The organism is Niallia sp. Sow4_A1 (assembly GCF_052116745.1).
Lineage (GTDB): Bacteria > Bacillota > Bacilli > Bacillales > Cytobacillaceae > Niallia > Niallia hominis.
The window spans coordinates 143,706-169,082 of the sequence record NZ_JBQKKM010000004.1 but is presented as its reverse complement, the minus strand read 5'-3'; the positions used below and the strand labels follow the sequence as shown (position 1 = coordinate 169,082).

General features: G+C 34.6%; 23 protein-coding genes and 1 pseudogene. 16 read left to right on the top strand and 8 right to left on the bottom strand.

Going from position 1 to position 25,377, the window contains the following annotated elements; translation table 11 throughout:
- Positions 1-1,565, top strand: a 1,565-nt coding sequence (locus tag ACTQ5K_RS04110) for an SH3 domain-containing protein (RefSeq protein ID WP_441993750.1), incomplete at its 5' end; no start/stop codon positions are given.
- A gap of 32 nt (positions 1,566-1,597) precedes the next feature.
- Here ACTQ5K_RS04110 and minD read toward each other — a convergent pair.
- Together minD and ACTQ5K_RS04100 are read right to left on the bottom strand one after the other, a co-directional pair.
- A complete protein-coding gene (gene minD / locus ACTQ5K_RS04105) occupies positions 1,598-2,371 on the bottom strand; it encodes a septum site-determining protein MinD (RefSeq protein WP_048717691.1) in 774 nt (257 codons plus the stop codon).
- A gap of 560 nt (positions 2,372-2,931) precedes the next feature.
- Complete coding sequence (locus ACTQ5K_RS04100) at positions 2,932-4,056, bottom strand: NAD(P)/FAD-dependent oxidoreductase (protein WP_251627381.1); 1,125 nt, start codon at positions 4,054-4,056, stop codon at positions 2,932-2,934.
- Positions 4,057-4,728: 672 nt separating this feature from the next.
- Between ACTQ5K_RS04100 and ACTQ5K_RS04095 the strand changes: the two genes are divergently transcribed.
- From ACTQ5K_RS04095 to ACTQ5K_RS04085, 3 genes are all read left to right on the top strand, one after another.
- Positions 4,729-5,955: a coiled-coil domain-containing protein gene (locus ACTQ5K_RS04095; protein ID WP_441993749.1), complete on the top strand. Its 1,227-nt coding sequence runs from the start codon at positions 4,729-4,731 to the stop codon at positions 5,953-5,955.
- An 863-nt stretch (positions 5,956-6,818) separates the two neighbouring features.
- Positions 6,819-7,535 (top strand): metal ABC transporter ATP-binding protein, encoded by a 717-nt coding sequence (locus ACTQ5K_RS04090; protein ID WP_235250365.1) that lies wholly within the window; start codon positions 6,819-6,821, stop codon positions 7,533-7,535.
- A complete protein-coding gene (locus ACTQ5K_RS04085; RefSeq protein ID WP_031539913.1) occupies positions 7,472-8,320 on the top strand; it encodes a metal ABC transporter permease in 849 nt (282 codons plus the stop codon). Before ACTQ5K_RS04090 ends, ACTQ5K_RS04085 begins: the two co-directional genes overlap by 64 nt.
- A 52-nt stretch (positions 8,321-8,372) precedes the next feature.
- Here ACTQ5K_RS04085 and ACTQ5K_RS04080 read toward each other — a convergent pair whose 3' ends face one another.
- Positions 8,373-9,335 carry a D-2-hydroxyacid dehydrogenase gene (locus tag ACTQ5K_RS04080; RefSeq protein WP_441993748.1) on the bottom strand — a complete coding sequence of 321 codons (963 nt, stop codon included), beginning with the start codon at positions 9,333-9,335 and terminating at the stop codon, positions 8,373-8,375.
- A gap of 256 nt (positions 9,336-9,591) precedes the next feature.
- Here ACTQ5K_RS04080 and ACTQ5K_RS04075 point away from each other — a divergent pair, with 256 nt between their 5' ends.
- From ACTQ5K_RS04075 to ACTQ5K_RS04055, 5 genes are all read left to right on the top strand, one after another.
- Positions 9,592-11,148 (top strand): bifunctional metallophosphatase/5'-nucleotidase, encoded by a 1,557-nt coding sequence (locus ACTQ5K_RS04075; RefSeq protein WP_235250344.1) that lies wholly within the window; start codon positions 9,592-9,594, stop codon positions 11,146-11,148.
- A gap of 184 nt (positions 11,149-11,332) precedes the next feature.
- Positions 11,333-12,085 carry a gamma-glutamyl-gamma-aminobutyrate hydrolase family protein gene (locus tag ACTQ5K_RS04070; RefSeq protein ID WP_441130658.1) on the top strand — a complete coding sequence of 251 codons (753 nt, stop codon included), beginning with the start codon at positions 11,333-11,335 and terminating at the stop codon, positions 12,083-12,085.
- Between the two features lie 122 nt (positions 12,086-12,207).
- The gene (locus tag ACTQ5K_RS04065) at positions 12,208-12,474 is read left to right on the top strand and encodes a phosphocarrier protein HPr (RefSeq protein WP_031534089.1); all 267 of its coding nucleotides are present in this window, start codon (positions 12,208-12,210) and stop codon (positions 12,472-12,474) included.
- Between the two features lie 271 nt (positions 12,475-12,745).
- Positions 12,746-13,537 carry an ABC transporter ATP-binding protein gene (locus ACTQ5K_RS04060; protein ID WP_441993747.1) on the top strand — a complete coding sequence of 264 codons (792 nt, stop codon included), beginning with the start codon at positions 12,746-12,748 and terminating at the stop codon, positions 13,535-13,537.
- 17 nt (positions 13,538-13,554) lie between these two features.
- Complete coding sequence (locus ACTQ5K_RS04055) at positions 13,555-14,328, top strand: Cof-type HAD-IIB family hydrolase (protein WP_441993746.1); 774 nt, start codon at positions 13,555-13,557, stop codon at positions 14,326-14,328.
- Between the two features lie 85 nt (positions 14,329-14,413).
- Here the strand turns inward: ACTQ5K_RS04055 and ACTQ5K_RS04050 are convergent, their stop codons facing one another.
- Positions 14,414-14,728, bottom strand: coding sequence for a hypothetical protein (locus ACTQ5K_RS04050; RefSeq protein WP_031534095.1), 315 nt, complete (start codon positions 14,726-14,728; stop codon positions 14,414-14,416).
- A 472-nt stretch (positions 14,729-15,200) separates the two neighbouring features.
- Here ACTQ5K_RS04050 and ACTQ5K_RS04045 point away from each other — a divergent pair, with 472 nt between their 5' ends.
- Both ACTQ5K_RS04045 and ACTQ5K_RS04040 read left to right on the top strand, forming a co-directional pair.
- Positions 15,201-15,722: a hypothetical protein gene (locus tag ACTQ5K_RS04045; RefSeq protein WP_048717690.1), complete on the top strand. Its 522-nt coding sequence runs from the start codon at positions 15,201-15,203 to the stop codon at positions 15,720-15,722.
- Positions 15,723-15,749: 27 nt separating this feature from the next.
- Positions 15,750-17,264 (top strand): flotillin family protein, encoded by a 1,515-nt coding sequence (locus ACTQ5K_RS04040; protein ID WP_031534099.1) that lies wholly within the window; start codon positions 15,750-15,752, stop codon positions 17,262-17,264.
- Positions 17,265-17,312: 48 nt separating this feature from the next.
- On the opposite strand, the gene ACTQ5K_RS04035 is transcribed toward ACTQ5K_RS04040, so the two are convergent.
- Genes ACTQ5K_RS04035 through proV form a run of 3 tightly spaced genes read right to left on the bottom strand, consistent with a single transcriptional unit; the run spans position 17,313 to position 20,278 of the window.
- Positions 17,313-18,194 carry a glycine betaine ABC transporter substrate-binding protein gene (locus ACTQ5K_RS04035; protein WP_284561291.1) on the bottom strand — a complete coding sequence of 294 codons (882 nt, stop codon included), beginning with the start codon at positions 18,192-18,194 and terminating at the stop codon, positions 17,313-17,315.
- Between the two features lies 1 nt (position 18,195).
- On the bottom strand, positions 18,196-19,041 hold the full coding sequence (locus tag ACTQ5K_RS04030) for an ABC transporter permease (protein ID WP_031534103.1): 846 nt from the start codon (positions 19,039-19,041) through the stop codon (positions 18,196-18,198).
- Complete coding sequence (proV, locus tag ACTQ5K_RS04025) at positions 19,034-20,278, bottom strand: glycine betaine/L-proline ABC transporter ATP-binding protein ProV (RefSeq protein WP_031534106.1); 1,245 nt, start codon at positions 20,276-20,278, stop codon at positions 19,034-19,036. The genes ACTQ5K_RS04030 and proV overlap by 8 nt, the downstream gene beginning before the upstream one ends.
- 333 nt (positions 20,279-20,611) lie before the next feature.
- On the opposite strand from proV, the gene ACTQ5K_RS04020 reads away from it, so the two are divergent.
- The 3 genes and pseudogenes from ACTQ5K_RS04020 to ACTQ5K_RS04010 form a co-directional block, all read left to right on the top strand.
- Complete coding sequence (locus ACTQ5K_RS04020) at positions 20,612-21,154, top strand: GbsR/MarR family transcriptional regulator (RefSeq protein WP_031534108.1); 543 nt, start codon at positions 20,612-20,614, stop codon at positions 21,152-21,154.
- 262 nt (positions 21,155-21,416) lie between these two features.
- The gene (locus ACTQ5K_RS04015) at positions 21,417-21,521 is read left to right on the top strand and encodes a YjcZ family sporulation protein (protein WP_081836530.1); all 105 of its coding nucleotides are present in this window, start codon (positions 21,417-21,419) and stop codon (positions 21,519-21,521) included.
- Between the two features lie 87 nt (positions 21,522-21,608).
- Positions 21,609-21,692 (top strand): annotated as a pseudogene (locus ACTQ5K_RS04010) (YjcZ family sporulation protein); the annotation flags it as partial.
- Positions 21,693-21,759: 67 nt separating this feature from the next.
- Here ACTQ5K_RS04010 and ACTQ5K_RS04005 read toward each other — a convergent pair.
- Positions 21,760-22,527, bottom strand: a complete 768-nt coding sequence (locus ACTQ5K_RS04005; RefSeq protein ID WP_031534110.1) for a TatD family hydrolase — start codon at positions 22,525-22,527, stop codon at positions 21,760-21,762.
- 193 nt (positions 22,528-22,720) lie between these two features.
- Here ACTQ5K_RS04005 and ACTQ5K_RS04000 point away from each other — a divergent pair, with 193 nt between their 5' ends.
- Both ACTQ5K_RS04000 and ACTQ5K_RS03995 read left to right on the top strand, forming a co-directional pair.
- Complete coding sequence (locus tag ACTQ5K_RS04000; protein ID WP_441993745.1) at positions 22,721-23,434, top strand: NAD-dependent deacylase; 714 nt, start codon at positions 22,721-22,723, stop codon at positions 23,432-23,434.
- 171 nt (positions 23,435-23,605) lie between these two features.
- Entirely contained in the window at positions 23,606-25,186 is a 1,581-nt protein-coding gene (locus ACTQ5K_RS03995) for a peptide chain release factor 3 (RefSeq protein ID WP_031534114.1), read from the top strand.
- Positions 25,187-25,377 lie beyond the last annotated feature (191 nt).

Sequence of the window (25,377 nt, the reverse complement as noted above, 5' to 3'; positions counted from 1 at the left end):
AGAAAAATGGCTGGTCGCAAATTAAGACGAATAATCTAGAAGGGTATGTAAGCAGTGAGTACTTAACAAGTGTTACTACCCCTGAAAATGGAACAGACGACCAAACAGATCCAGAGGAAGACAAGCAGCCAGAAGAAACACCAACCACAGTGGAAAAGAAAGTCAATGTTCAAGCAGGATCAAGCTTAAACGTGAGATCCACAGCATCAACAAGTGGAGTAATAAAAGGAAAGCTTACAGCAGGAACGGTAGTAACAGTAATATCAGAGAAAAATGGCTGGTCGCAAATTAAGACGAATAATCTAGAAGGGTATGTAAGCAGTGAGTACTTAACAAGTGTTACTACCCCTGAAAATGGAACAGACGACCAAACAGATCAAGAGGAAGACAAGCAGTCAGAGGAAGCACCAACAGCTGTGGAAAAGATTGTTAATGTCCAAGCGGGTTCTAGCTTAAATATGAGAGCTACACCATCAACGAGTGGGACAATCTTAAGCAAGCTTGCAGCAGGAACAGTAGTAACTGTTCAATCAGAAGAAAATGGTTGGTCCAAAATAATAGTGAATAATCTGGAAGGGTATGTTAGTACAGAATATTTAACGGCTAAAGATAATGGAAGTACTAATGTAACAATAAATAAGAGTTATGTTAATTACAATCTGACTTTAGAAGACATGACTAATATTCAATTAAAAGTCAATCCACAAACGGATACAAAATATGATACATATATCAGAGAAGATGCGATTGTATTCAAAACATCTGATTCCACAAAAGGAACTGTACTTGGTAGTGGCTGGAGATTGCGTGGAGGTGCTGGAACCGATTATTCTGTTGTTAGTACTTTAACGAGTGGACAGGTATTAACGGTTGTTTCCAAAGTAAAAGGAACGGATGGATACTACTGGTATAAAGTAGATTATTCACAGGCTTGGGTTAGTGCTAGTAAAGAAGATACTGCCTATTATCTAAACCCCGATAACTTTATTAATAGTGATATCCAATCTTTGCAATTTCTTAAATTGTCTGCAAAAGCAAATGTGGATGATAAAGAAGTAGATAGTAAGATATTAGCTGGTAAAGGTATATTAGCTGGTAAAGCATCTGCTTTTGTCACTGCGGCTAATGCTTACGGAATTAATGAACTATACTTGATTTCTCATGCTCTTTTAGAGACTGGAAATGGTACTTCTACTTTGGCAAATGGTGTTGAAGTTAATGGTAAAATGGTTTATAACATGTATGGTATTGGTGCCTATGATGGATCTGCTATTTCAAGTGGTGCCGAATATGCCTATAATGCTGGCTGGTTTACACCTGAAGCTGCGATTATAGGTGGTGCAAAATTTATTGCGCAAGGTTATATCAATGCTGGACAAGATACTTTATATAAAATGAGATGGAATCCTGATGCAGCTGAAAAAACAGGGACAGCAACACATCAGTATGCTTCCGATATAGGCTGGGCAACAAAACAGGTAAATCAAATTTATAATTTATATAGTTTAATAAGTACATATACATTAAACTATGAAATTCCAACCTATCAAGTAAACGCTAAGTAAGAGACTATAAGTTCTTTCAATCATAAATGTTTTTAAAAAGACAGCTTTAAATTTCTATGTGTAAAAAAGTTCTGGTTATAAGAAGGTAAATCAATTCTCTGGTTATAATGGTGTTTGGAAAGATTACTTGCAATCTTTCTAAACATCACTCCAGATTGTAAACTTGGGTTTAATGCAATTGGATTGCCTTTGTTATTAGCTGCGATAATATCTGCATCAGAAGGAATGGCTCCTAGAATATTTATATTCAATAATTGCAAGATATTATCAACTTCCTGGTTATGTTTATAACCATTTACAAGGAGAGATAATGGCTGTTTATTTTGTGATTCCAGTATACCAATTACCCTGTCTGCATCCTGTAATGCAGTTTTATCAGGTGTAGCTACAATAATAACTTCATCGGCTCCGTTTATTGCATAGAAAAATCCACTTTCCAATCCTGAGGGAGAATCAATTAAGATAAAATCATACAGTGAATCAATTTCTTGGAGCATCTCCACAAACGAGAGAAATTCTACCTCTGTCACTTGCTTTTTACTACCGGGTACTAAATGAAGGTTCTTTAATGTACGGTGTTTAACGACTATATGATTAAAGGAACATAGCTTTTGCAAATAATCCGAAATATCTAGAATAATTCGATTAGACAAGCCTAATGGAATATCAAGGTTTCGTAAACCAAAATCTGCATCAATTAAGCACACTTTATAGCCTTTTAATGCAAGGGAAATACCGATGTTAGCAGTAACTGTAGTTTTTCCAACCCCACCTTTCCCGGAAGTAATAGTAATTATTCGACTCATTTTTTAATCCCCCTAAAATGTAAAAAGGCTGATGAAAGAGGGCAGTCTCTCAACAGTAAGTTCGTAATGATCCATTAGTGAACGAACAATAAATCACTAATTGCAGTTAACTAGATTATTCCTAAATAATAATGAAGAAAGAACGTTTAATAGAATGAAAGTGAACGTAATATAGAACAATTTTAATATGAAAATTGGCGAAGAACCATATGTAGAAAATACTATCTATTCTATTGAATTTCAACCTAATGTAGGGGAGAGAGTTCTATTTGTAAGAGTTTTGGATGGGTAATAGGAAAAAAGCCTAGTGAAGAGTGACGGTTAATGGGCTCACTTTATTTGGAACAGAGCATATATAATTAGCTGTGAACGAAAAAAATAAGGACAATTACCTAATATTGTATCTGAAAAAAATTATTTTAAGGAAGGGTAATCCTTATAAAGAAAAAGGATGCTTGAATCTCCCAAAAAGGTAGCTGGGATCAGGCATCCTTTTTTTTTCGGATGGTATTAATTAAATAAACAAAATATAATCGAGCAGCGTATTTAAAACAAGGCAATTATATCTCTTGAACGGAACTATCGATAGAATATGGAGATAAATCGATATCACATGCAGATCCAAGGACAAATTTGGCCAGTTGTTGCCCGATAAAAGGACCCATTGTTAAGCCGGATGCCCCTAAACCATTAGCAATTGTTATCCCTTCATATTGCTGTAGTCTTCCGAACACAGGAAGAAAGTCATTTGTAAATGGACGAAAGCCAACTTTTACTTCACTCCAAATCCCGTCTGACAAGCCAGGGGCAAATAATAAAGCCTTATCGATAATTTCTTGTATTCCGGCAATTGTAATGTTGGCAGTTAAATCTGTCGTATTTTCGTGTGTTGCTCCTATAACAATATTATTATTTTCTAATGATAATAAGTATTGATCATGTGGTGGCATGACAACAGGCCATTCTGAACATTCAACATCCTTTAACTTTACGTGCAGAATCTGTCCCTTCTGTGCCTTCACGTCAAAAGATACTCGAAGTGCCTCTAGTAATTCATTCGCCCAAACACCAGCGGCAATTACTACTTCATCCGCATAAATGGTCGTGTTGTCACTAAGTGTAACTCCTTTTACCGTATCTTTTTCTTTAATTAGCGTACAAGATGATTGGATAAAGGTTGCACCTAATTGTTTGCTAGCCTCTATAAGAGCATCTCGTAATGCCCAGCCATTTACTCTTGCTGCTCCACTAATATGTAAAGCGCCGTATCCTGGAGCTAATAACGGGAACAATGCCTTTGCTTCTGATGAGGTAAGAATATTTACATCTCCAATTTCTGGTGCTTCTAATTTTCTTTTTAATGTTCTCTCTTTCATAGCTTCTAGTTTTGTAAGATCGGAATGAAGGCTAAGAGCACCAACTTTTTTATAACCAGTATGTAATTGATGATAGCTATTTAAATCTTCAACAAGGGATGGATAGTATTTCGCACCTTCTCTTGCTAATACATACCATTTTTTGTTTCTACGCTGGGAATTCCAAGGGCAAATGATGCCAGCTGCTGCCTTTGTTGCTTGTCCTTGGTCTTCTCGATCAATGACTATAACCTCTGCTCCACGCTTTGCTAATTCAAATGTAATAGAGGCGCCAAGTATCCCTCCGCCTACTACAATTACTTTTTTCATGTATTAATCAATTCCTTCTATATATTAAGTTAGGACTGGTTTCAAAGTTTGTTGGTCGTAATTTGAAAGTATATTGTCATCACAAATTATGGGAAGGGTTACCCTATTGTTTGCAAAGGGGGGCTAGCCTTTGAGTTATCCCTAAAATGCCTTCTTGTCATGTATTAATTTTCTTTTAAAAAACCAATTATTGAAAAACAGCCAAGGTAAAGAGCTATTTCTAATATAACATAGTGGTTCAAATAGAAAGAAATTCGCATTTTTTAACAAAAAAGAAAAATGTTGAGTTGTGTCGAAATAAAACGATAAAATACTTCTATTAAGAACGGTTCATTATTTTAATATTATTTAGTCGCTTCCATTTTTTGGAGTGATATATAGGAAAAAAGTGTGAAAAAAATGTGAACAAACGAAGAAAAATGACAATTGAAATATAATTGTAATATTTCTATTACTTAAATGACAAATTATGATGTTATACTTCTATTTGTGGCGAAAGATGTTTTATATAAAGAACTTTCGTCGAAAACAGGGTTATTGTTTGATTTACACTGTAGAGAATACTATATTATAAGAGTCTCTCTACCAATTACATCATAAACATAAAGAAGATACATAGATAAATAAATTAGAAGAATTCTACATTAGATAAATGTGCAGGGGGAAAATGGAATGTTAAAAAAGAAACTAGTGGTACTAAATACGACGATATTACTTGGATTGGGTACTAGCTTAGCGATCCCAGGAATAAATGCTCATGCGATTCAACCAACTAGCATTACGCAACAACAAGCATCTTTAAAAAGCCAAATTTCTGACGCTCAAATTAAAATTGTAGAAACGCAAGAAGAGTTAAAAAAATTAGAGGCTCAAATTAAAAGAGTAGATAAAGCAATTGAGGAAAATAAAAGTCTTATTGAGGAAACAAAGGCTAAAATGAAAGCTACGGAGAAAGAAATTGACTCTCTTGAGAAAAAAATAAAAGAATTAGAAGATAGAATTGAAAAGCGTAATGATGTATTAAAAGAAAGAGCACGTTCTTTCCAAGAAAATGGAGGAAGTGTTGATTATATTGAAGTATTATTCGGTGCTGCTAGTTTTAAGGAATTTGTTGACCGTGTAGGTGCAGTTGCTACAATTATGGAAGCAGATCAAGATTTAATTGCAAGCAATGAGAAAGATAAAGAAGATTTAGAAACAAAGCAAAATGAAATAAAAGATAAATATGATGAGTTGAATAATACGAAGTTAGATCTTGAAGAAATGCAAAAGCAAAATGAAGATCAACAGAAGAAAAATGAGCAATCCAAAAAAGATTTAAAGGCTAAAGAAGCTGAAAATAAAGAGCGTAAAGCAGAATTGGAACAGAAATACGGTTCTTTACAATCTGTAGAGCCACAAATAAAAAAAATGATTCAACAAAAAGAAGAAGATAACTTAAATCAATTGGTTGCTTCCACAATTGGAACGAATGACAGTGGGAGTGCTAGTAAGATTTCAAGTGAAAAAGCAAGCGGTAGTAAATCAAAAGCAATTACTGCTGGTTATAAATACATTGGGAATTCAACTTATAAATTTGGCGGTGGAAGAACTGCTTCAGATGTAGCAAACGGATTGTTTGATTGTTCTGGATTTGTTAGCTGGGCTTATTCACAAGCTGGATATAGCATTCCTGCAAGTACGGATGCTTTAAAGAACTCCGGAACGCGTGTGTCTACAAGCGATATGCAACCAGGAGATTTAGTGTTCTTTAACACATATAAAACAGATGGTCATGTTGGAATCTATATTGGTGGAGGTAAGTTTATCGGTTCACAAAGCTCTACTGGTGTTGCAATAGCATCTATGAATAGCGGGTATTGGAAATCTGTATTTAATGGAAGAGTTGTTCGTTTCTAATAGAATCATTTCAGGAAAGCATTACTAGTGAGTTTTATCTGGTAATGCTTTTGTTCTGTTTACTTATATAATACCCATTAGTAAAAAAAATATTCCTTTTTTTTGAAAGATGCGTTAATTTTTTATTTATCTCCCAACTTCAGTTAGACATTAATTACAAGCTTGTGAGCGTTTAAGAAGGATAGGTGGGAGAGTAAATAGCCCCTAAATGGTTTTCTAAGCTAGAACTAACCTTTAGTGAAGGATGAAGGACCACAATTTTTCTAAAAGGATTCACGACATTTTTATTATTAGTGTAATAGTAATTTGTTTCCCTCTATTATTAAATGGATAATATGATGGAAGATAAAAGCGAGTATTCTTAAGAAGGTAAAATTCTTGACCAATTAAAAAGTTTATTATAAAATTTTTAATCGGAATCGTTTGGATTTATGTTGACACCTTAATGGGAAAAGTCTATTATTAAGTGTCATGTATAATATATAAAAGAAAAAGGTAGGAATAGCTTTCATTTATGATTAATCTAAATAAATGAATAACTAGGTGTGTTCCATTTCTTCTTTAAATCGTAATGAATACGAAATGGTTAAAGGATAGATTTACTTTCTCAAACTAGGAAAGTAAGCTACTCAATATATGTTATAGAGTATATACCTGTAGGAAATGGCAAAAATTATAAAAGTTTAGATGTGTCTCGACAGTGGATGGACACGGAGATATATGTTATATCAATCATTGATATAAAAATCGGTATAACCAAGCTAGCCTCTTTGACATGGTATGGTTTTATATCTTAGATTAATCGGCTTTTATTTAAATAATGAATTGATGACGTGAATTACAAATGGAAAGGAGTAATTACTATGAAACTGGCGACAGTATCAAAAATTACATTTGGATATGAGCATGTCCCTTCTCTTGAAAATGTCTCTTTTGAATTAGAAAGTGGTGAGTTTGTTGGGATTACTGGCCCGAATGGTGCAAGTAAATCTACACTCTTAAAGTTATTATTGGGCTTGCTTAAACCTTGGTCAGGCAGTGTGAAAATAAGTAAGCTTAATTCGAAGGAAAAAAAATTAACAGTTGGTTATGTTCCGCAGCAAATCTCTTCTTTTAATGTTGGATTCCCGAGCACGGTGATAGAACTTGTTCGTTCAGGTAGATATCAGCGTAAAAAGTTTTATGAGAGACTGAAGGAAGTTGATCATGAGGCAGTGAAGAAGTCTTTAGAAATGGTTGGAATGTGGGAGTATCGAAATAAGAAAATAGGAGAGTTATCTGGAGGACAAAAACAGAAGATTGTGATTGCCCGAATACTAGCGTCAGAACCGGATTTACTTGTTTTAGATGAACCGACAACAGGCATGGATGCGGATAGTAGAAAAGGATTTTATGAATTTATGAAGCATCAGGTTAGAGAACATAATAGAACGGTAGTCATGGTAACCCATGATCAAGATGAAGTAGAAGGTTATTTAGATAAGATTATTCATATAGAGAAAGGAGAAAAAGGTGGATGGAGATGTTTGAGCTTGAATTCATGCAAAGAGCATTTTGGGCAGGTGGGCTCATTGCAATAATTGCACCAATCATAGGGATTTATTTAGTCTTAAGAAGACAGGCGTTAATGGCCGATACTTTGTCCCATATCTCATTAGCTGGTGTTGCGATTGGTTTTTTCTTTCAAACAAATGTGACACTCTCTAGTCTACTAGTCGTTGTCGCTGGGGCGATTGGGATTGAATATATGCGTCGTGCATATCATACTTATTCAGAAGTATCGATAGCTATTTTGATGGCTGCTGGTCTATCATTTGCGTTATTTCTTATGAGCTTATCAAGTGGTGGAATGACGGCAAGCATGGATCAGTATTTATTTGGGAGTATTATTACGATAAGTAAACAGCAAGTAAATGTGTTAGCAATTGTAACTGGAATTATTCTTTTATTTTTTCTTTTCTTTACGAGACAAATGTATATTATGACCTTTGATCAAGATACTGCTACAACTAGTGGGATTAATACAAGTATGCTATCTATTGCATTTAGCATATTAACGGGTATTGCAATTTCTGTTATTATACCAACTATTGGAGTATTATTAGTTTCTGCCCTGTTGGTACTACCTTCTGCTTTTTCCATTAAATTAGTAAAAGGTTTTAAATGGGTGTTTATTGTTGCCATTTTAGTAGCGGCAGTTAGTATTTTTACTGGTTTATTTTCATCCTATCATTTAGGAACTCCTCCTGGAGCAACGATAACGTTATTATTGGTAGTTATCTTGCTTATAGGTTTCTTAAGTCAAAAGGTTTATATGATAGTTCGTCGTGCATCAAGCCAGAAAAATTATAAAAAAGTAGGGTAAAAAAAGAGGAGTCAGTGCTATTAATAGCTGGCTCCTCTTTTTATCTATTTAGTTAATATCCTTTATGGTAGTCTACTAAATTAATCGGGAGTGGTTCTCCTTTTAGATAGTAAATTGCATTCAGCAGAAATATTTCTTCTATCACTCTACTGCTATAATGCTCTGTAGAACCAGATGTGTGAGGAGTAATAATGACATTTTCTAAATCCCATAATGGACTTGATTGCTGTAATGGTTCTGTTTCAAAGACGTCTAATCCCGCACCTAATATTTCTCCACTTATTAATGCTTCAACTAGATCATCTTCTTTCACAATTTCTCCACGTCCGATGTTAATAAAGAATGCTGACTTTTTCATTTGCTGAAATTGTTCTTTTTGGAATAAATGGTATGTATCATCAGTTAATGGAAGAGTGACAACAACATAATCACATATTGGAAGTACTTCAGCTAGTTGATTGGAAGTGTATAATTTATCCACATAGTCTGTCGGTTTCAGCGAGTTTCGTACACCGATGACATGCATATCAAATGCTTTCGCAATTTTAGCTGTTTCTAGCCCGATTGCCCCTACGCCAATAATACCAATCGTTTTTTTATGAGCTTCCAACTTGATATCGGTACCATCCCACTTTTTTGTTTGCTGATTTCGAACATATGTATGAATATTTCTTGTTAATCCTAGTAGGAGAGCGAAAATCGTTTCAGAAATTGGATAGCTATGTACTCCATTTGCGCTTGTAATGAAAATATTTTTTTTACTTAATTGATCTAATGGAAGGCTATTAACACCAGCGCTCCATGTTTGAATCCATTTGAGCTGGTCATTCTGGTTAATGCTTTGCATATCAAAACTGTTTCTCCAACCAACAATTATTTCAGAATCAATCAAATGCTCTTGCCATTCATCCTGTTTTGATGCATGAATAATTTGCCATGCAGAGAATTGGGACTTAACTTTTTCCAATAGAGAAGGATGGAGGGGGTGGGTAATTAATATTTTTCTGCTATTCATATGGAGGACACTCCTTTATTATTTGATTGTATTATTACTATTGTAACAAATAATAAGATAATTGGAACTATTTTGCTTATTTTAAATAATTCTATGCTTTCTATTTGGAGGAATTACTAATTTAGTTGAAATATAAAGAATTATAAGTAGTTATTGAAGGATGAACTTGCTATAATGAAAATGCTATTAATGAGTAAGTACGTGGAAGTTAATGAATGGAAGTAGATGATGAAATAAAGTAACAGGAGATGAAATCTTGAATACAGAAGTAACTATTTTATTAACAAGTGATGTCCATGGAAATATATTTCCAGTGAACTATGGGAATAATGCGCCATCTGATGTGGGCCTAGGAAAAGTTGCTACTATTATAGCAAAGGAAAGGGCAAAGAATCCAAATACGATTATAATAGACAATGGTGATTTAATACAAGGTACGCCTTTAACATACCATTATGTGAATTTTTTAGCAGATAAAAAAAATCCAATGATAACAATCTTAAATCAATTAAAATATGATGGGGCTGTTATTGGAAATCATGAATTTAATTACGGTTTAACTATTTTAAAAAGTGCTGTAAAAGAATCAAATTTTCCTTGGCTTTGTGGGAATATTGTCGAAGAAAAAACAAATCAGCCGTTTTTAGGTACCCCTTATTTGATTAAAAGAATTAATGGCTTTAAAATTGCAATTCTTGGCTTGACAACGCACTATATTCCGAATTGGGAAAACCCTAAGAATATCAAAGGACTTCAATTTAATGATGCATTCGATAGTGCAAAAAAATGGGTAGATTTTATTAATAAAGAAGAACAGCCAGATGTTCTTGTCATTTCCTATCATGGTGGATTTGAACGGAATCTGGAAACGGGAGAGCCAACGGAAGTATTGACTAGGGAGAATCAGGGATATAGCATTTGCAAACAGATAGATGGTGTTGATGTGCTATTAACTGGCCATCAACATCGAGAATTAACTGGTAATATAAATGGCACAGAAATTATACAGCCAAGCAATAATGGAAAATTTGTGGGCAAAATAACATTGGTGCTTGATGAAAACGGGGAGGTAATAAAGAAAGACTCCGAATTATTATCAGTAGCAGATGTGGATGCAGATGAAGAAATCCTTATGTTAGCAAAAGAATATGAAGATAGTACACAAAAATGGCTGGATACGCCAATAGGACATATTGATGGAGATATGCTTGTAAAAGATCCAATGGAGATTCGCTTAGCAGATAGTCCGCTCATTGAATTTATTAATAAAGTGCAAATGGAAGCTGCGAATGTAAAAATCAGTAATACGGCACTCTTTAATAATGAATCCCCTGGATTTAAACCAAATGTGACAATGAGGGACATTGTTTCCAATTATATCTATCCTAATACATTCAAAGTACTAGCTTTAACTGGGAAAGATATTCGTGCAGCACTTGAGCAAAGCGCCAAATATTTTGCTTTGAATGAGGAAGGTGAACCAATAGTAAATCCTTCCTTTGTTTATCCTAAACCACAGCATTATAACTATGATATGTGGGAGGGGATTGAATATACACTTGATATAACAAAACCTCATGGACAAAGAGTCATTCAGCTAGATTTTGAAGGCAAACCAATAGATGAGGAAGCTATTTATGAAGTGGTAATGAATAATTATCGAGCTGGGGGTGGCGGTGATTTCTTTATGTTTAAGAATAAACCTGTTGTCCGAGAGATTCAATTTGATGCTTCAGAATTACTTGCAAATTATATAATGGAGCGAAAAATTGTGCCCGCCACTTGTAATCATAATTGGAAAGTTATTTGGTGATTATATTTAGGGCTGAAAACAAGTCTATAGGGTAAAATAGTCAGCTATTTTCGAGAGAATATATGTGGGTCTATCGATAATAGCTGATTTTTTATTATTCTTTTAGACAAGTGTATTGACATGCCCTTTTATTTCATTTTTAATATTGTTAATATTAAAAAAATAGAAGCGTCAGGGGATGAAGATGTTGAGTAAACCGATAATAGGGATAACAGGTGCTTATATATTTAAAAATAAATTCATGGAAGGTACATACGTTCATCATGATTATCAAAAATCAATTGCGGCCAATGGTGGGTTGCCGATCATTCTTCCGTTTGTAGAAGAGAATCTTGCAGTAGAAATGGTAGATCTATGTGATGCCGTTATTCTAAGTGGTGGAGAGGATATAGATCCTATTACATTTGGAGAAGATCCACATCAAAATATCGGGGATACAATTCTCCTGCGGGATAAAGTGGAAATAAATGTAATTAACAGAGCGATGGAGACAAATAAACCAATACTAGCAATATGCAGAGGGATTCAAATATTAAATGTTGCTTTAGGGGGAACACTAATTCAAGATATTCCTTCTCAAGTGAAAGATAGTATTAAACATACTCAATCTGTGAAAAGAAGCTGGGATACTCATTTTGTAACCATAAAAGAAGATAGTCAATTAGCATCTATAATAGGAGAAACGAAAACAAGGGTAAATAGCATTCACCATCAAGCGATTGATATGTTAGCAAAGGATTTAGTGGAGGTTGCAAGAAGTAAGGATGGCATCATTGAAGCGGTCGAGCATAAGAGTTATCAAAATTTCTTGTTGGGAGTACAATGGCATCCTGAATCTATGGCATCTACCAATGAAAAGATGAATCAAATTTTTGCTGAATTTATAAAAAGTGCAAATCTAGAAAAAGTGAACATGTTACATAAAATGAAGTCATAAAAAAACAGTCATGAAGAAAAAGATAAAGGCAAAAAAAGAAAAAGATGAAAAAAAGTTAGTATTAACATCTAAAATCAGCTAAAATAATAAGGTAAGACAATTTTTTCTTAGGAGGCATAACAATGAGCGAAAAAACATTTACGGTAATTGATGAAACTGGGATTCATGCAAGACCAGCAACATTATTAGTAAGCACTGCTAGTAAATACAAATCTGATATGCAAATCTCGTTCAAAGGTAAATCTGTAAACTTAAAGTCTATTATGGGCGTAATGTCACTAGGTGTACCAAAGGGTGGAGAAATTACTATTTCTGCAACTGGTGAAGATGAAGTAGAAGCAGTAGAAGGTGTAGAAGCTGTCCTTAAAAAAGAAGGATTAGTTGGTTAATCTATATACTTCAATGGCCCTCTGAGATGGGGGTCACTCTCATTTATTTTTTTGTATCATTATTAAAGCGTTTACATTTCGATGTTAACAAAAAAAGATCTGACTTTTGTTGTCTTTACATTACAAAAGCTAGATCTTTTTTTGTTTTTTTTCAATGATAAAATAGCGCATTTCATGGATGCGTTCGTTTCTATATATTCGCTATCTCCATTTCTCTCTGTACATAATATGAGAATTTTTAGTAAAATGAAAAGGGAATAGGAGGATTGGCATGATTGTAAAATTAGATGATGTTGGCTTAAAAAGAAATGGACAGTGGATTCTACAACATATTAATTGGGAAATTAAAAAAGGGGAGAATTGGATTTTATATGGTCTTAATGGTGCCGGTAAGACAGCTTTGTTAAATATGATTTGTGCCTATTATCATCCAACAGAAGGTAAGATGGAAGTTCTAGGAAAGGTTTTTGGGAAATCTGAATTAGGGGGAGCACTGAGAAGAAGAATTGGATTGGTATCAAATCGTCTGCAACAAAAATTATACGAATCTGACAGTGCATTTGAAATCGTGCTAAGTGGCGCTTATGCATCTATTGGTTTATATGAGTCACCGACAACTGAAATCAGAAATCGAGCTATTGCTATTATGAAGCAGTTAGGTAGTTTGGAATATGCTGACAGATCATATAATAGTTTATCGCAAGGAGAGAGACAAAAGGTTCTTATTGGAAGAGCATTAATGCTGGATCCGGAGCTTATTATTTTGGATGAACCAGCAACTGGCTTGGATTTTTTGGCAAGGGAACAATTATTGGACACCATTTCAAAGATAGTAAACGAGGACACAAGCATCATTTATGTTACACATCATGTGGAAGAGGTATTGCCAGTTTTTTCCCACTCTTTTCTCTTGAAAGAAGGTAAGGAATTTTCCTCTGGCTATACAAAGGATATATTAACGAGCAAAAATATGAGTAGCTTTTTTTCGTTACCAGTTGAAGTTATTTGGAATAACGAACGGCCGCTTTTGGCTAGAAAAAAGCGCTCACTGATCGAAAATTAGGAAAGGGAGAATAGATTGTGGCTTATAAAATTGTCTTTATAGATATAGATGGAACGTTAGTGAATGAGGAGAAAAAAATACCTCATGATGCAAAATTAGCAATTAATGAGTTAAAGAAACGCAATATTCCCATCGTTTTAGCAACAGGAAGAGCACCGTATTTCTTTTCAGATATATTAGCTGAATTAAATTTAACATCATATATCTCTTTTAACGGCTCGTACGTTGTTCATGAGAAAGAGGAGGTATATAAAAAACCGATTCCGATAGAGACGCTAGAGAAATTAGAACAAATTGCTTTAAAAAATGATCATCCGTTAGTATTTCAAGGAAGTAAGGAATGCTGTGCAAATCATCAAGAGCATGCTCATATAATTGAATCCTTTCAGTCATTGAAATTAAATGCGCCATCCTATCGAAAAGATTTTTGGAAGGAGGGAGATATTTATCAATGCTTACTTTTCTGCGAAGAAAAAGATGAAAATTTATATGAAGAAACATTTTCAACGATTCACTTTGTACGTTGGCATCCTTTATCAATGGATGTTATCCCGACTGGTGGGTCAAAGGCAGCAGGAATAGCGGAAATTTTAAATAGATTAAATATCGATCCTCAGGAGGCTGTGGCATTTGGAGATGGGTTAAATGATAAAGAAATGCTCTCGTATGTAGGTATGGGGATAGCGATGGGAAATGCTCATGAAGATGTTAAACCATTTGCGAAAATGGTCACAAAGCATGTGAATGAAGGCGGTCTCTCTTATGGTTTGAAAGAAATTGGTTTAATCTAGTATGGGACATTTTTTTTATACATAGAAGAAAAGCTGTCAAATGTTATTTTTTGGTCTTTTGACAGCTTAGAATGAAAAGGATAATCTAGTCTTTCCAATCTTCATACACTACTACTCCACCTGATAAATCGATGGTATTACGTTCCCCTTTATAAAGAAGTTTGCCATCTTCTTTCACGATTAGGTTTTCGTAGGTAAATACCTTTTTTCCATTTGGTAAGGTGATAACTACTTTTTCTCCGAATTCTTCTTTTCCTGTTCTGGGCTCACTAGCAAAATATTTATCTGAGAAAATATAGCCTCCAAATAGGGTAGTTAAGAGTAAGATGGAACCTAAAAAATAGATGATTTTTTTGCTAATACTATTTTTCTTTTCGTCGTGTTTTTCCGTACTTTTCATATGCGCCTCCACAATATCCCCTTTTCGTTAAAAATAATTGCTAAAACGGTATCAATGGCAGATGTAATAATAGGTTGATATATATGAAATTCCCTCTAAATTATGATATGAAACAAAAACATAAAGATGACGAAAATTTGAATGTAATATCGTTTTCCCTTTTTTGATGTAGTTTATTGTTAGGAAAGGTGTTTTCTAAAAGAATGTTGCTTTTTATAGGAAAAGCAATTGATGAGAATAACGGAACCGCTTGAATAATCGTAGCATCTCTAGGGGAACTGCGAGAAAGATCGATTCTTACAACATATGAGGCATAATGGATATGGAAAGGAAAAATGAATAGGGTGAATTTGTTTTTTATAAATATTCCTGAAACCTTTTTTATTTCTAATCGTATATTTGATAAGAAATAACATGAAGGAGGAATGATTAGGTGACCACATAATAAAATTTAAAAAATGGAAAGTGAATGATGTATATGGAAATATTCGGCTTTGATCTTCCCACCATTTATTTAACCGTATTAATAGGATCGGGAATATGTGTCATTTTAACATTATTATTATCAGATTTATTTGGCGGAGATATTGGTGTCTTCAATCCCACTTTAATCCTTGCTTTTTTTACGATATTAGCAGCAAGTGGCTATTTGATGGAAAAGTATTCCGATATCAATAGTGTTATGATTCTATCTATTTCAGCAGTTATTGCACTCATTGTTTCTAGCTGTTTACATTTTTTTGTATTTATCCCACTTGCCAATGCAGAGGAGTCATTGGTTTACAATGATGAATCATTAAAAGGGAGAATTGGCAGAGTGATTACTGCTATTCCGAAAGATGGATATGGAGAAATTTTAATTGAGAGTATAAGCGGTAATATTTCAAAGACCGCAGCAAGCTTTTATAATGAAGAAATTGGCTTTGGTGAGGAAACGGTTGTAGTAGAGATTAAAGAGAATGTTGCTTATGTAGTCCGTAATAACGGAATTTAGGAAAGTTAATAAGAGGAGGAAAACTGGATGCAAATGGAGATTTGGATTGTAATAGGAATTGTAGCAATTTTACTAATCGCACTTATTAGTATATTTATGGCAAAGTATAAAACAGCAGGACCTGACGAAGCGCTAATTGTAACAGGAAGCTATTTAGGATCAAAAAATGTTCATGTTGATGAATCTGGAAATAAAATTAAGATCATTAGAGGCGGAGGGGCATTTATTCTCCCTGTTTTCCAACAATCAGAGCCTTTAAGCTTATTATCTAGCAAATTAGATGTTTCGACACCTGAAGTATATACAGAGCAAGGTGTTCCAGTAATGGCAGATGGTACAGCAATTATTAAAATTGGTGGTTCTATTGGTGAAATTGCAACAGCAGCTGAACAGTTTTTGGGGAAAACCAAACAAGATCGTGAAAACGAAGCAAGAGAAGTATTAGAAGGACATTTGCGTTCTATCCTTGGTAGTATGACAGTAGAGGAAATTTATAAAAATAGAGATAAGTTTTCACAAGAAGTGCAAAGAGTTGCTTCACATGACTTGGCAAAAATGGGTCTGGTCATTGTCTCTTTTACCATTAAAGATGTAAGAGATAAAAATGGATACTTAGAATCCCTTGGTAAACCGCGTATTGCACAAGTAAAAAGAGATGCAGACATAGCAACTGCAGAAGCCGATAAAGAAACAAGAATTAAAAAGGCAGAAGCAGATAAGGATGCTAAAAAGGCTGAATTAGAAAGAGCTACGGAAATTGCCGAAGCAGAAAAAGAAAATCAAATGAAAATTGCTGATTATAGAAGAGATCAAGATATTGCAAAAGCGCGTGCTGACCAAGCGTATGATTTAGAAAGTGCTCGTTCTAAGCAAGAAGTTACCGAACAAGAAATGCAAATTAAGATCATTGAAAGACAGAAACAAATTGAATTAGAAGAAAAAGAAATTTTAAGAAGAGAAAAGCAATATGATTCAGAGGTTAAAAAGAAAGCTGATGCAGATCGCTATGCAATGGAACAGGCAGCTGAGGCAAATAAACGTCGTGAAATTGCAGAAGCAGATGCTAATCAATATCGTATTGAGTCACAAGCGAAAGCCGAGGCAGAAAAAGTCCGTGTAGACGGTTTAGCGAAAGCGGAAGCGGAAAAAGCAAAAGGGGAAACAGAAGCAGACATCATTCGCTTAAAAGGTTTGGCAGAAGCGGAAGCGAAACGCAAGATTGCAGAAGCATATGCACAATACGGCCAAGCGGCAATCTTAGATATGGTGCTTGACATGTTACCGGAATATGCAAAACAAGTGGCTAGCCCATTAGCGAATATTGATAAGATTACAGTTGTTGATACAGGAAGTGATGGTAGTAATGGTGGAGCAAATAAAGTTACTGGCTATGCGACAAACCTCATGTCAACAATGCAGGAATCTTTAAAGGCTTCAGCTGGGATTGATGTTAAAGAATTATTGGAGAATTTATCTGGTAAAGGGAATATTCGTCAAAGTATTAATGAATTGAATGATAATTTAAGTAATAAATCAGAATAACGAAGAAAAAGGGTCAGATTTATAATCGGACCCTTTTTCAATATGCTATTATTCTTTCAAATCTTCAATGGAATCAATATCCATATAGCTTGGTACGACTAGTCCTAATTTTGTTCCTTCTAGGTTAGCGCCTAAATCTTCGAATTGGCCTTCATATTTGCTTGCATAGTCTTCATGTGTAATTGGTAACCAGCCAGCGATATGTGCGTCTAAGCTGCCGTCAGCAACACCAGTCCACATAGGACCTGCTTCTACTTGACTTAATGTTACATCATAGCCTAAATCTGTTAATACCTGGCCAACAACATTTGTACTTGCAATTTCGCTATCCCATGCAACGTAACCAATTTTAATTTTGTCACCATCAACGCTGTCTACACCGTCAGTCCATTCACTAACTTTATCAGCATTTTCTTTAACCCAGCTTTCGGCTGCTTTTTCAGGTGACTCTCCTTCATAAATATCCATCATAACAACTCCCATATCTTCTGTTGTCCAATGGAAATTATCTAATACTGCATATGCTTCAGGCATATCTTCTTTTAAGCCATTACGTACAATGGAATGAATGTTTTCATCTTCACCATATGAGCCTTTTGGATCTTCTAAGTATTTCAAATCATAGGCAGTAAACATCCAGTGCGGAGTCCAGCCTGTTACAATGATAGGTTCTTCTTTATCATATGCTTTTTTTAGCGCTGCAGTCATAGCCGCACTTGATCCTTCTACTAAAGTCCAATCGCTTAATTCATAGTCACTAATTGCTTGATTTGTTGCTTTCATTAATCCTGCTCCAGGGTCAATCCCAATAATTTCATAATCGACCTTTTCACCAATTGTAGCATTTTCGTTATCTGCACTGTCAGAACCACAGGCAGCTAACCCTAAAGTAAGCGTGATTGCTCCTAGTAAGCTTGTCATTTTTTTCATATTAATTTGCCCCCTTTTTTTTTGTGCCCACATTTTGGGTAATTCTATCTAAAATGATTGCAAGTACTACAATAGAAATACCGGCTTCAAACCCACGACCAATTTGAATCTGAGTTACAGCACGATAGACATCTGCACCTAATCCAGGCGCACCAACCATTGCAGCAATTACTACCATTGATAGCGCAAGCATGATACTTTGATTAATACCAGCTAATATAGTTGGCATTGCAAGTGGTAATTGAACTTTTAATAATTTTTGAGATGTAGTACTACCAAAACTTTCGGTAGCTTCTGTAATATCGCTTGGTACCTGTTGGATACCAAGAATTGTTAAGCGTATAGTAGGTGGCATTGCAAAAATTACAGAAGCAACTACTCCTGGCACTACCCCGATACTAAAGAAGAAAATGGCCGGTATTAAATATACAAAAGCTGGCATTGTCTGCATAAAGTCTAATATCGGGATTACGATATTGCGGACTGTATTGTTTTGAGAAGCCCAAATGCCTAGCGGAATACCAATAACAATCGAGATAAATACAGCTGAAAGAACAAGGGCTAATGTATCAATCATTGGTTCCCAGTAGCCTAAATTATCAACAAGTAATAAGCCTATAAGCGTAAATAGTGCAATCTTCTTATTCGCTAATTTCCAAGCCAGTAATGCTAATAAAATGATTAATAGAATAGGAGGAATGAATCCAAAGAAAGAAACTATAATATTAACTACAAATTCTAGTACTGCTGTAATTCCATCAAATAATACTTCAAAAGTAGTTGTAAGCCAGTCAACAAAGGAATCGATCCAATCTGCGACAGGCAGTTTAGGAAATAGATTATTCATTATTTTCCCCCCCAACTGGTACGGTTTCTGTCGGTGTAGGTGCATTAATAAGTTCATTATTACCAGCAAGAGCACCAATAACTGCACCTCTTACAAGAATTCCTTTTAATCTATTTTGATCATCTATAACAGCAACTGGAATGATTGCAGTGGAAACTTTATCGAATAGGTCAGATAATAATGTATCACCTGTTACCGTAATAACATCTTTTTGTAAGATGGCTTCGATTCCTTCATTTTTTTCGCTGGCTATACGTGCATCATCGGCAGTAATTGCTCCAAGAAGCTCTCTACGTTTATTTACAACATAGATACTTGAGATTCCTAGTTTCTTCATCATTTGTAATGCAACACGAGGACCTTTTTCTATATTGACTGCCTCTGCACGTTTCATTATGTGATTTGCCGTTAAAACTTTCGATAAATCAACATCTTCGACAAATCGTTCTACATAATCATTGGAAGGATTCATTAAAATTTCTTCAGGCGTTCCTACTTGGACAATAGACCCATCCTTCATTAATGCGATTCGATCACCAATTCGCAATGCTTCATCTAAATCATGTGTAATAAATATGATTGTTTTTTCCATATTTGATTGCAGGTCTAATAACTCGTCCTGCATATCTTTACGAATTAAAGGATCAAGTGCGCTAAATGCTTCATCCATTAAAAGAATATCTGGATCATTTGCCAATGCACGAGCAAGACCTACCCTTTGTTGCATCCCGCCACTTAGTTGGTCTGGATATTGATTTTCGTAACCTGTTAAACCAACTAGTTTAAGAGCTTCTAAGGCTTGTTCTTTGCGAGTCGCTTTATCTACACCTTGAATTTCTAAACCAAATTCAGCATTTTCTAAGATTGTTCGATGGGGAAGTAATGCAAATTTCTGAAAGACCATGCTTACTTTTTCTCTACGAACATTGCGTAACTCTTCTTTAGACATACGTACAATGTCTTTCCCATCAATATAAATATTCCCGATGGTTGGATCAATCAGACGGTTAAACATACGAACTAATGTTGATTTACCACTTCCTGAAAGTCCCATGATTACAAATATCTCTCCAGGATTCACTTCAAAACTAGCCTTATTTACCCCGACTGTTGCTCCTGTTTTTTTAAGAATATCTTTTTTTGATTCACCATTATTTAATAGCTGAATGGCCTTTTTTGCATTTTTCCCGAAAATTTTTGTTACATTTTCGATTTTTAATTTTGCCATACTTTCCATTTTTTCACCTCTTTAATTCTAACCGCTCTATTGTATATCGAGCCCTCACTTATTATAGGAGATAATTAGCAAGTATTTCAAACGGTATAATCAGTTGAAATCATTCATTCTGAACGTACAGAAAAAACTGAACGAACTGTAGGTGCTTAATTCTTAATAATGCGCCCAAATGCTTCCTTTTCCTATAGTTGATGTTACTTTACTTTTTTTTCATTCATGTTAATCTATAAACAGAATATACATTTAAGTTTTTGATTATTGATTCACCTTGATTATTGAAATAATCATTATTAAAATGATTAAGTAAACATAAAATATGGATGTGAATGATAAATGACGGATAGGGAGCAGTTAAATATTGCTCGAGAGAGAGTAATTGATTCTGTAGCACAAAATATGGATTTATATGGTGTAACAGAATCAATTGGTAGATTATATGGGATGTTATTGTTCCAGCAAGACCCAATGACTCTTGACGAAATGAAAGAAGAGCTGGGGATGAGTAAAACCAGTATGAGTACATCGGTTCGAACCTTACTTGAATTGAAAATGGTGGACAAAGTTTGGCGAAAAGGTGTTCGAAAAGATTTATATAAGGCGGAAGAAGATTGGTATCAATCATTTATCGATTTTTTCACGATCAAATGGAGATTGGCAATTACGGAAAATGTGTATGCCATTGAAAAGTCCATTAATGAATTAAGAGTCTTAATAAATAAAGACGATATTTCTGAAGATGTTAAGAAAGATGCGGAAAATGACTTAGAAAAATTAAATTATGCAATCAATTACTATAATTGGCTAGATCGGTTTGTAGATAGTTTGGAATCACATGAAATATTTCATTTAGTACCAAAAAAAGAAGACGAAAAATAAATCTAAGTAAATTTTACTAAAAGGGTGTTTTCATATACGGTTTGATATAAAACCATATATGAAAACATTTTTTTGTTTTTTTGACGATAATAAAACCTTTTGGATTTACGCAAATAAAGTAAAAAAGAAAAGGAAATCTAAGGGAGAACAATTTGCTCAAAGTCAAAACTGGTTAAAAAACCTAAAAAATGTGCATTTGTCTATCGCACATTTTAGATTCCTGAATAGGATATATGGAATCAAAAAAAGGAGGTTTTTATTCATGGGTGAAGTTGGAGTAGGTTACGGCGGAGGTTTCGCTCTTTTAGTAGTATTATTTATTTTATTGGTGATTATCGGTGCTTCTTGGGGTTACGGCGGATTTTAATAATCCGTAACTGAATAGAATGTAAAAGGAGGAACTAGAATGTACGGATATGGTGGTTGTGGATATCCTAGCTATGGCTATGGTGGTGGAGGTTACGGCGGAGGTTTCGCCTTAATCGTTGTTTTATTCATTCTTTTAATCATTGTAGGTGCAGCTTGTTTCAAATGGTAAAATGTTGAAAAGGTGGAGACTGATTCGAAGGGATCAGTCTCCTTTTCTCTACTACTATAGCGATCAATTAAATGGAGTAAAAATTTTTCGTGTTTTTCAAAAGCTGGTTGTACATATCTGGTAATGTAATGTTTTTAATTGCCGATAAATAGTGAACGGTATCGTGAATCATCATTGGAACAGTTTTTTGATGGTGATAAGGTCCTTCGAGTGACCAAGGGCCATCTGTTTCTACCATTATATTTTCAATTGGGTATAGTTTTGCAAGTTGGCGAGTTTTTTCCTTATATAATAAATCAGGAGTAATGGAAATAGAATAACCATTTGATATCATTTGTTCAATTGTTTTGGGATTTCCCTTAAACCAGTGAAAATGTGCCATTGAGAAGCTGTGTTTTTCAAGTAAATGAATAGCGATATCTGCTTCTTCGTAAATACTATGTAGAATAACGGGTTTTTCTAATTTTTTTGCAAATATAATAAATAGCTCCAAAATTTCCATATAAGGTTCTAAAGGAATGCAAGAAGGAGATTTTCTCCGTATATAATGGGGCAAACCAACTTCACCAATTGCAGTCATGCTTTCTTGATTTTCGTGCATCCATGTAAATAGAGCAGATAAGGATTTGTCAGAAGGGATAGATTGTTCGGGATGATATCCATATGCGGCTTTAATAAAAGCGAACTCCTGGCTCAGTTTTTTCGTTTTTTTACATGATTCTAAATTACTTGAAACACTGATGGCATATTGCACTGTTTCTTCCATAGCAAAACGAAGTATATCGTCTCTGCTGTACTGATCTAAATGAATATGTGCATCTATTATCTGTTTCATCTTTCATCACCTTTAAATGTTAGATTGGAGAAATGACTTATAGTCTCCAATAATAGATATTTTCTTTCATTCATTATAACAGAAGGAAAGAGTAGGAAACCAATCGAAATTAATAGGAAAGAACATTGATTTTGAGTACTTTCATCCATTTGATAAAATGAAGGGATAAGAGGTACGTAAGGGGGAGTGTAAGATGGTTTCATTAGTAAAATTAATCAAGTCTGCAAATCATTTAGTTGTATTTACAGGTGCAGGTATGTCAACAGAAAGTGGATTACCAGATTTTCGGTCAGCTAACCGTGGATTATGGACAACCGAACAAAAGCAATATCTTTCCAGTACGAATGCCTTAAATAATCATTTACAAGAATTCACCGATTTTTATAGAAAAAGAGTACAAGGTATCCATGACTTCAAGCCACATAAAGGGCATGAAATTCTGGCTGAATGGGAAAGAAAGGGGTATTTAAAACAAATCATTACCCAAAATGTTGATGGATTTCATCAAGAAGCAGGAAGTGAGAAAGTCGCTGAACTACATGGGACACTAAAAAAGGTTCATTGTGAAACGTGTGGAAGAAGCTATCTAAGTGAAGAATATCTACATGATAATTATACATGTGGCTGTGGTGGTGTATTGAGACCCTCCATTATACTCTTTGGTGAAATGCTCCCAGAACAGCCTTTTTTAACGGCAGAAGAAGCTGCCATTAAATCAGATGTTTTTTTAGTATTAGGTTCTTCTTTATCAGTATCACCAGCAAATCAATTTCCAATGCTAGCAAGTGAAACGGGAGCTAAGTTAATTATAGTAAACAAAGAACCAACAGAAATGGATGGGATTGCAGATATCGTTATTCATGAACCAATTGGCAGCGTATTAGAGGAAATAAATTCTAAGCTATAATGAACAGTATGGGGGAGAGCAAAAGAAATTAAAGCTTCTTTGAGAATATAGAAGAAAATAGTCGAAATAAAACTAGTTTAAATACATTTAAACCCATTGCAAACTTTGATATATCGAGATAATATAAGGGAATGGACTAAATTTGAAAGCGTAAAAAGAGAGGAAAGTAACATGTCAAAGAATTTTAAACAGGATGTACTGTCACGTCGCACCTTTGCGATTATTTCCCATCCGGATGCTGGTAAAACGACATTAACGGAAAAATTATTACTATTCGGTGGCGCTATTCGCGATGCTGGAACTGTTAAAGGGAAGAAGACAGGGAAATATGCAACAAGTGACTGGATGGAGATAGAAAAGCAAAGAGGAATCTCTGTTACTTCCAGTGTGATGCAATTTGATTATCAAGATGCACGCGTAAATATTTTGGATACACCAGGTCACCAAGACTTTAGTGAGGACACTTATCGTACACTTACAGCAGTTGATAGTGCTGTCATGATTATTGATTCTGCAAAAGGGATAGAGGAACAAACATTAAAGCTATTTAAAGTTTGTAAAATGAGGGGTATTCCTATTTTTACTTTTATAAATAAATTGGATCGCCAAGGGAAAGCACCTCTTGAGTTACTTGCAGAATTGGAAGAAGTGATGGGAATAGAGTCCTATCCAATGAATTGGCCAATTGGAATGGGAAAAGAATTCCTAGGAATATATGATCGATTTTATAAGCGGATTGAACAGTTCCGTGTAGAAGATACTGATAAGTATATTCCGCTGAATGAAGATGGCGAAATTGAGGGAGACCATCCAATTAAACGGGATTCCTTATATGATCAAACGTTAGAAGAAATTATGCTATTAAATGAAGCGGGGAATGAATTCTCTGAGGAGAAAATTAACAATGGGGATTTAACACCAGTATTTTTTGGGAGTGCCTTAAGTAACTTTGGAGTTCAAACGTTTTTAGAAACCTACTTGCAATTTGCTCCATCGCCACAAGCAAGAAACTCTTCTGTTGGCGAGATTAATCCGCTTTCTGAGGAATTCTCAGGGTTTATTTTTAAGATTCAAGCGAATATGAATCCAGCTCACCGTGATCGTATCGCATTCCTACGGATTTGTTCTGGGAAATTCGAACGAGGAATGACTGTTAATTTACCGAGAACTGGAAAACAAGTGAAGTTAGCTCAATCGACTCAATTTATGGCAGATGACAGAAGCACTGTAAATGAAGCAGTTAGTGGGGATATTATTGGATTATATGACCCAGGGTTTTATCAAATTGGAGATACGTTAACCGTTAGTAAAACATCCTTTCAGTATGAAAAGTTACCACAGTTTACACCAGAGCTTTTTGTAAAGGTAACAGCAAAAAATGTAATGAAACAAAAGCATTTTCATAAAGGGATTCAGCAGCTTGTTCAAGAAGGAGCAATTCAGCTGTATAAGACTGTTAAAACAGAAGATTATCTTCTTGGAGCAGTAGGTCAATTGCAATTTGAAGTGTTTGAGCACCGCATGAGAAATGAATACAATGTTGAAGTAATTATGGAACATGTTGGCTCTAAAATTGCTCGTTGGCTAGTAGATGAAGAAGTGAATGAAAATCTTTCTAGTGGAAGAAGCTTATTGGTGGAGGATCGTTTCGGTAAAAAAGCATTTTTATTTGAAAATGAATTTGCCTTAAGATGGTTCCAAGATAAAAATCCAGAAGTGAAATTATTTAATCCGATGGATGAACAAGAATAAGATAGAAATAAGATTGTTTCAAATGGATATCCCCCCGTTTGGTTAAGGGTGTTCCATGGCTGGAACAGTCTTTTTTTTATTTGGAATAATCCTTGTTTCCAAGCGACCTGATGTAATCTATTTAGATAGATTCATTTGGAGGGTCAATCAATAAATAAATAAATAGATATTATAGAAAGGAGGATATCTGT

Excerpts from the sequence above, each read along its gene's own strand:
- minD (WP_048717691.1), bottom strand. The coding sequence starts at position 2,371 with ATGAGTCGAATAATTACTATTACTTCCGGGAAAGGTGGGGTTGGAAAA.
- ACTQ5K_RS04100 (WP_251627381.1), bottom strand. The coding sequence starts at position 4,056 with ATGAAAAAAGTAATTGTAGTAGGCGGAGGGATACTTGGCGCCTCTATT.
- ACTQ5K_RS04095 (WP_441993749.1), top strand. The coding sequence starts at position 4,729 with ATGTTAAAAAAGAAACTAGTGGTACTAAATACGACGATATTACTTGGA.
- ACTQ5K_RS04090 (WP_235250365.1), top strand. The coding sequence starts at position 6,819 with ATGAAACTGGCGACAGTATCAAAAATTACATTTGGATATGAGCATGTC.
- ACTQ5K_RS04085 (WP_031539913.1), top strand. The coding sequence starts at position 7,472 with ATGGAGATGTTTGAGCTTGAATTCATGCAAAGAGCATTTTGGGCAGGT.
- ACTQ5K_RS04080 (WP_441993748.1), bottom strand. The coding sequence starts at position 9,335 with ATGAATAGCAGAAAAATATTAATTACCCACCCCCTCCATCCTTCTCTA.
- ACTQ5K_RS04070 (WP_441130658.1), top strand. The coding sequence starts at position 11,333 with ATGTTGAGTAAACCGATAATAGGGATAACAGGTGCTTATATATTTAAA.
- ACTQ5K_RS04065 (WP_031534089.1), top strand. The coding sequence starts at position 12,208 with ATGAGCGAAAAAACATTTACGGTAATTGATGAAACTGGGATTCATGCA.
- ACTQ5K_RS04060 (WP_441993747.1), top strand. The coding sequence starts at position 12,746 with ATGATTGTAAAATTAGATGATGTTGGCTTAAAAAGAAATGGACAGTGG.
- ACTQ5K_RS04050 (WP_031534095.1), bottom strand. The coding sequence starts at position 14,728 with ATGAAAAGTACGGAAAAACACGACGAAAAGAAAAATAGTATTAGCAAA.
- ACTQ5K_RS04045 (WP_048717690.1), top strand. The coding sequence starts at position 15,201 with ATGTATATGGAAATATTCGGCTTTGATCTTCCCACCATTTATTTAACC.
- ACTQ5K_RS04040 (WP_031534099.1), top strand. The coding sequence starts at position 15,750 with ATGCAAATGGAGATTTGGATTGTAATAGGAATTGTAGCAATTTTACTA.
- ACTQ5K_RS04035 (WP_284561291.1), bottom strand. The coding sequence starts at position 18,194 with ATGAAAAAAATGACAAGCTTACTAGGAGCAATCACGCTTACTTTAGGG.
- ACTQ5K_RS04030 (WP_031534103.1), bottom strand. The coding sequence starts at position 19,041 with ATGAATAATCTATTTCCTAAACTGCCTGTCGCAGATTGGATCGATTCC.
- proV (WP_031534106.1), bottom strand. The coding sequence starts at position 20,278 with ATGGAAAGTATGGCAAAATTAAAAATCGAAAATGTAACAAAAATTTTC.
- ACTQ5K_RS04020 (WP_031534108.1), top strand. The coding sequence starts at position 20,612 with ATGACGGATAGGGAGCAGTTAAATATTGCTCGAGAGAGAGTAATTGAT.
- ACTQ5K_RS04015 (WP_081836530.1), top strand. The coding sequence starts at position 21,417 with ATGGGTGAAGTTGGAGTAGGTTACGGCGGAGGTTTCGCTCTTTTAGTA.
- ACTQ5K_RS04005 (WP_031534110.1), bottom strand. The coding sequence starts at position 22,527 with ATGAAACAGATAATAGATGCACATATTCATTTAGATCAGTACAGCAGA.
- ACTQ5K_RS04000 (WP_441993745.1), top strand. The coding sequence starts at position 22,721 with ATGGTTTCATTAGTAAAATTAATCAAGTCTGCAAATCATTTAGTTGTA.
- ACTQ5K_RS03995 (WP_031534114.1), top strand. The coding sequence starts at position 23,606 with ATGTCAAAGAATTTTAAACAGGATGTACTGTCACGTCGCACCTTTGCG.